Annotated in this window: 4 protein-coding genes; all 4 read left to right on the top strand. The window is 27.4% G+C overall.

Going from position 1 to position 6990, the window contains the following annotated elements; translation table 11 throughout:
• Positions 1-3337: FtsX-like permease family protein (locus tag J7G74_RS00020; RefSeq protein ID WP_330616315.1), on the top strand; the 3337-nt coding region annotated here is incomplete at its 5' end.
• A gap of 102 nt (positions 3338-3439) precedes the next feature.
• Positions 3440-3640: a hypothetical protein gene (locus J7G74_RS00015; RefSeq protein WP_297130085.1), complete on the top strand. Its 201-nt coding sequence runs from the start codon at positions 3440-3442 to the stop codon at positions 3638-3640.
• Between the two features lie 455 nt (positions 3641-4095).
• Positions 4096-5601, top strand: a complete 1506-nt coding sequence (locus tag J7G74_RS00010) for a DUF1846 domain-containing protein (RefSeq protein ID WP_297130082.1) — start codon at positions 4096-4098, stop codon at positions 5599-5601.
• A gap of 249 nt (positions 5602-5850) precedes the next feature.
• Positions 5851-6945, top strand: a complete 1095-nt coding sequence (dinB, locus tag J7G74_RS00005) for a DNA polymerase IV (RefSeq protein ID WP_297130079.1) — start codon at positions 5851-5853, stop codon at positions 6943-6945.
• Positions 6946-6990 lie beyond the last annotated feature (45 nt).

Raw genomic sequence — 6990 nt, 5'->3', positions numbered from 1 at the left:
TAGTATGAGAAGTGCTTTAAATAAAGATTTTATAAGAGATATTTTAAAATCAAAGGGAAGATTTATATCTATAGTTGCAATAGTTGTATTAGGTGTAGCATTTTTTACTGGTGTAAAATCTGCACCTCTTGTGATGCAAAAATCTTCTGATAAATATTATGATGATTATAATTTAATGGATATAAGACTACTATCTACTTTAGGTTTAACAGATAAAGATGTTGAAGAAATTAAAAAAATAGATAATGTAGAAGGTGTATTCCCGACCTACTCCATGGATGTGTTATCTAAATATAATTCATCTGAAAAAGTAATTAAAGTTCATGGAATAGATATAAGTAATACAAATAAAAATAATAAAAATTATATTAATCAATTAAAATTGGTAGAAGGTAGGTTACCAGAGAAAAGTGGAGAGTGTGTTGTTGAACAGTCAAAAGTTAAATCAGTAGACTATCCTATTGGAAGTAAAATAAAGCTTTCATCTGGTAATGAAGATAAACTTGATAATTCTTTAAAAGAAACTGAATATACTGTTGTCGGTTATGTTCAAACTCCGTATTATTTATCTCATGAAAAAGGAAATAGCTCTATAGGTAGTGGTGTGGTATCAGGTGCAATTATGGTACCTCAAGATGATTTCAAAACTGAAGCATTTACAGAAATATTTTTAACTGTAAAAGGAGCTAAAGCTCTTGATACATATAGTGATAAATATTTTGATTTGGTAGAAAGTGTAACAGATGAAATTGAAGGAATAAAAGATATTAGAGCTGATGAGAGATACAATGAAGTTTTAAAAGAGGCAAATGATAAGTTAAAAGAAGCACAAGAAGAGCTACAAGATGGTAAGTCAGATCTTGAAAAAGGAAAAAAAGAATATAAAGAAAATAAAATAAAAGCTGAAAAAGAATTAAAAGATGCCCAAAATCAAATAAATTCTTATTCAAAACAAATTGAAGATGGAGAGAAGCAATTAAAATCTGAGGAGCTAAAAGCTGAAAATCAAATTGAAGATGGCGAGAATAAAATAAAAGATGCTGAAAAAAGTATAAAATCTGGAGAAATCCAATATGAAGAAGCTTTAAAATATTTTAATTCTAAAAAAGAGATAGCTCAAGTAGAGTTTCAAAAGGCTGAAAGTCAATTAAAAGAACTTAACTCTCAAATAAATAACTTAAAAAATAGTAATAAACTAATAGAAGAACAATTAAAAAATGAAAGTTTACCATCAGAAGAAAGAGTTAAGTTACAAGCTAGTTTAGATCAAAATAAATATTTACTATCAATATTAGAGGATAAATATAATTTAGGAAATAAAGAACTTCAAAGTCAAAAACAAGCATTAATTGACGGAGAAAATAAATTAAAAGAAAGTAAAGAGACATTAGAAAGTAGTAAACAACAATTAGAAAAAGAAAAATTAAATCTTCAAAACTCTAAACGTACTGCAAAGGAAAAATTTGAAGAAGCTAAAAATAAATTAAATGAAAATAAAGAAGATATAAAGAAGGCTCAAAAAGAGTTAGATGAAAATAAAATAAAGGTTGAAGAAGAACTGCTAAAGGCAGAAATAAAACTTAAAGATGGAGAAGAAAAAATAAAAGATGGTGAGAAGGAAATAAATAATGCTAAGAAGGACATTGAAAATATTGAAAAACCTACTTGGTATGTACTAGATAGAAATAGTCATCAATCTTTTGTAGAATATAAAGGTTGTGCCGAAAGTATAGATGCACTGGCTAAAATATTCCCTGTATTCTTCTTCGCTGTTGCGGCTTTAGTTTGTTTAACTACAATGACAAGAATGGTAGATGAACAAAGAATAAACATAGGGACATTAAAAGGATTGGGATATAAAACTAGTCAAATTTCAAAAAAATATATCTTATATGCATTTATAGCATGTTTATTAGGATGTATTTTAGGTATGTCCATTGGATATACACTATTCCCTACAGTGATATTCTTTGCTTATGGAATGATGTATTCTGTGCCAGATATGATTTTTGTTTTTAGTGCTCCTATAACTTTAAGCATAACAGCAGTTGCTTTAATGGTAATAACATCAGCTTCATACTTTGCTTGTCGAAATGAATTAAGAGAAACTCCATCAGTTTTAATGAGACCAAGGTCTCCAAAAAACGGAAAGCGGATTATACTTGAAAGAGTTCCTTTTATATGGAATAAACTTAGCTTTACAAGTAAGGTTACTGTCAGAAACATATTTAGATATAAAAAGAGATTCTTGATGACAGTACTAGGGATTTCAGGATGTACAGCTTTAATTGTTACTGGATTTGGAGTGAAAGATTCTATAGAAATGATTGTTACTGGACAATATGGAAGGTTATTTAAATATGATATGTCTATAGTTATGGATTCAGATATGAATGATAAGGAATTATCTAAATTAGGAACAAATCTATCTAGCTTTGATGAAATTAAAAAATATGATTTATTTAGCTATCAAAATGGTGATATAAAAGTAAACAATACTAGCAAAGAAATAACTATAGTAGTTCCAAAAGACTTAGATAGCATGGATGACTTTATTCACTTACAAGATAGAAGAACTCAAAATACTATAAAGCTTGATGACAGCGGAGTAGTTATTACAGAAAAAATGGCAAATGATTTAGATATTAAAGTAGGAGATACAATAGAATTGATTAATAGTGAAGATAAAAAATCTAATGTTAAAGTAATTGGTATAACAGAAAATTATATATCTCACTATGCATATATATCTTATGATAATTATAAAAATTTATTTAATGATAAATTAAATTTCAATAGGATATTGGGAACATTAAATAATCCAAATGTGGATATGGAAGCTGAACTATCTAAAGAATTGTCTAAAATAGAACATATTAATGGAAGCTCATTTAATACAGCTGCAAAAGAAACTTATCAATATACTATAAAGAACTTAAACTATGTAGTTATGATTATGATTTTATCAGCAGGTGCCTTAGCATTTGTGGTGTTATATAATTTAACGAATGTTAATATTTCTGAAAGAATAAGAGAGATAGCCACAATTAAAGTTTTAGGATTTTATGATAAGGAAGTATCACAATATATTTATAGAGAAAATATAATCCTTAGTGTAATAGGAACTTTTGTAGGACTAGGATTAGGAAAGATACTTCATCAATTTATAATGATAACTGTTGAACTTCAGTCAATGATGTTTGGTAGAGTAATATCTACAAGTAGTTATATAATAGCTGCTATATTAACGATAGTGTTAAGTTGTTTTGTAAATATAGCTATGTACCATAAATTAAAAAATGTTAAGATGGTAGAATCTTTAAAATCAGTAGATTAAAAAAAATTTATTTTTTTCAAAAAAAGTAATGTCAAAAATGATACCTCCTACATACTATATCTTAGAAAAACAAATTATTTTATCAACAAGGGGGTAACATGAATGTTAGATAGATTTTTTGGTGGTTGTGATGGAGGATTCTTCGGAGCAGGATGGTGGATAATAATATTATTCTTCTTATTCTTAGCATTCCAAGACTGTTGGTCAGAAATAGATATTTGTGCTTGGATACCATTCTTAATATTATTATTAATAGTATGTGCATGTGGATTTGATGATGATGACTGTGGATGTGGTTGCTAGTTAGAGCGTACTAAATTTAATATTTTAAAATAATATTATGCCTGCTTGATATTTTTCAAGTGGGCAATCTTTTGTTTAAGATAAATGTTATTGCTGACAAAAATATTTAAATTATATATATTTGAATAAAAAGTATATAATGATGCATAAAAAAAATATTAAAAACTATTGACTTAAAAAAAAACTTATCATATAATGAAACTCCACCATTAAATATGGTTGGCATTATGACACCTATTTTTCACTAAAAATAATAAATTAAGAATGATAATAACAAATCAAAAAATTAATAAACAAATCTAATTAAAGATAGAAAATTTCTTTTATCTTTTATTTCTGTTGAAAAAAATCCAATTTTTTATGAAAAACTATTGAAAAAAAATACTTGCATGGTATATAATGATAACTTAGTGAAAAATAATAATGAGTGAAAAGAATTTTTTGAGAGGTGCATAATGAAAATCGGATTTGATCATAAAAAATATCTAGAAGAACAATCTAAATTTATCCTAGAGAGAGTTAACAATTTTGATAAATTATACTTAGAGTTTGGTGGAAAACTTATGGGAGATTTACATGCTAAAAGAATACTTCCAGGGTTTGATGAAAATGCCAAAATCAAGGTATTACAACATATAAAAGACCAAGTAGAGGTTATAATTTGTGTTTATGCAGGAGATATAGAGCGTAATAAAGTAAGAGGGGATTTTGGAATAACTTATGATATGGAAGTTTTAAGACTTATAGATGACTTAAGACGTTATAACTTAGATGTAAATAGTGTTGTTATAACTAGATTTGAAGGCCAACCTGCGACTACAGTATTTATAAATAAATTAGAGAGACGTGGGATAAAAGTATATAAACATGCTCCTACAAAAGGGTATCCATCAGATGTTGATACGATAGTAAGTGATGAAGGATATGGAGCTAACCCATATATAGAAACTACTAAACCAATAGTAGTAGTAACAGCTCCTGGACCAAACAGTGGTAAACTTGGAACTTGTTTAAGCCAGTTATACCATGAAAATAAAAGAGGAAATAGTGTTGGTTACTCAAAATTTGAAACATTCCCAGTTTGGAATTTACCATTAAATCATCCAGTAAATATAGCTTATGAAGCTGCAACTGTTGATTTAAAAGATGTTAATATGATAGATTCATTCCATTTAGATGCATATGGAGAAAAATCAGTAAACTATAACAGAGATTTAGAATTATTCCCAGTATTAAAGAAAATAATAGAAAAAATAACTGGAAAAGAATCAATGTTTAAATCACCAACAGATATGGGCGTTAATAGAGTTGGATATGGTATAGTTGATGATGAAGTAGTATGTAAGGCTTCAATAGAAGAAATAATAAGAAGATACTTCAATACTGCTTGTCAATATAAAAAAGGACAAGTAAATAAAGATGCATATGAAACAATATCTTTAATACTTGAAAAAATAAATGTTAAGCCTGAAGATAGAACCGTAGTTATGCCAGCTAGGGAATATAGTGAAAAACTAAAAGAAACAAGTGATAGAGCTGATATTTATCCAGTTGTTGCACTACAAGTTCCAGATGGTACAATAATAACAGGTAGAAGTTCTGATTTAATGTGTGCCAGTGCAGCAGCTATATTAAATGCAGTAAAATATATGGCTAATATACCTGATGAGATGCTATTAATATCTCCTGTTATATTAAACCCAATTATAAAATTAAAAACGGAAACTTTAGGTGGAATAAATGTTTCATTAGGCTTAGAAGAAGTTTTATCAGCACTTGCAATATGTGCAGTAACTAACCCAACAGCTGAATTAGCTATGGAAAAATTAGAAGAGTTAAAAAATGTACAAGCTCACTCAACAACGATAATAAGTCAAGATGACGAGCAAACATTTAGAAAGTTAGGATTACATGTGACTTGTGATCCGGAATATCCATCACAAAACTTATACTACAACTAAAAAATATTAAAAGTTTATATAAATGAGGTAGCTTATAATTAAGCTACCTTTCCTTAATGCATCGTAACTTGATTATTTATATTGAGTTGCGATTTTTATTTTGAGGATAATATATAGACTTATTGTTGTTATAGAATAATTAAAAGGTTAGAATATAAGTTAAAGTATTATTATAATAAAAAGTTATTTAATTTATAAATTATTTATTAAGTATGTAAAAAGTTAGACTTAGTATAAAAGGATGATAATATGGATAAAAAAAGAAAAATAATTCATATAGATATGGATGCTTTTTATGCATCTATTGAACAAAGAGATAATCCAGATTTAAAAGGAAAACCTGTAATAGTAGGAGGAAGTCCACAAGGTAGAGGTGTTGTAGCAACCTGTTCATATGAAGCTAGAAAATACGGAATCCATTCTGCTATGCCTTGTAAAACAGCATATAAAAGATGTCCTTATGCAGTATTTGTCAGACCTAGATTTGAAGTATATAAAAGTGTATCTGATGAAATTAGAGAGATATTCTATGAATATACAGATTTAGTAGAGCCTTTATCACTAGATGAGGCATATTTAGATGTAACTAATAATAAAATGAATATAAAATATGCCACAGATATTGCAAAAAGAATTAAAAAAGAAATATATGAGAAAACTGGATTAACAGCTTCAGCAGGTGTATCATATAATAAATTTTTAGCTAAGTTAGCATCAGACTACAAAAAACCAGCAGGCCTTACAGTTATAAGAGAAGATAATACTCAGAAATTTTTAGATAATCTACCAATAAGTAAGTTCTTTGGAGTGGGGAAGGTTACACAAAAGGTACTTAAGAACTTGGGAATAAATGATGGATATGATTTGAGGCAATTAGAAATTAATGAATTAGAATCTATATTTAAAAATAGAGGATATTTATTTTATCAATTAGCCAGGGGTATAGACCACAGAGAAGTGGAACCTCATAGAGAAAGAAAATCTATAGGTGCAGAAACTACTTTAATAGAAAATTTAGATATAGAAGATGAAAAATTAATAAATATATTAGATGAACTTTGTGAAGAGGTTTCTCAAAGAGCTGAATATTTAAATAAATGTGGCAGAACTGTTGTGCTTAAAGTGAAATACGATGATTTTACACAAATAACTAGAAGTGTTAGCGTAAATAAAGAAATTTCATCTCATGAAGATATTAGAACTAATATATATAACTTATTTAAAAATATTGAGCATAACCATAAAGAAATAAGATTAATCGGCGTAACTTTATCAAACTTAATTAATAAAGAAGACGTCACAAATATTACAATATTTGAATATATTAATAATAACATAAAATAAAATATTTAAAATCCATGGTGAACTCCATGGATTTTTTCAGTATAT

It is taken from the genome of Terrisporobacter sp., from assembly GCF_017888745.1.
GTDB lineage: Bacteria > Bacillota > Clostridia > Peptostreptococcales > Peptostreptococcaceae > Terrisporobacter.
Note: the sequence above shows the minus strand (reverse complement) of the source record. Positions and strands in the feature narration are given on the sequence as shown.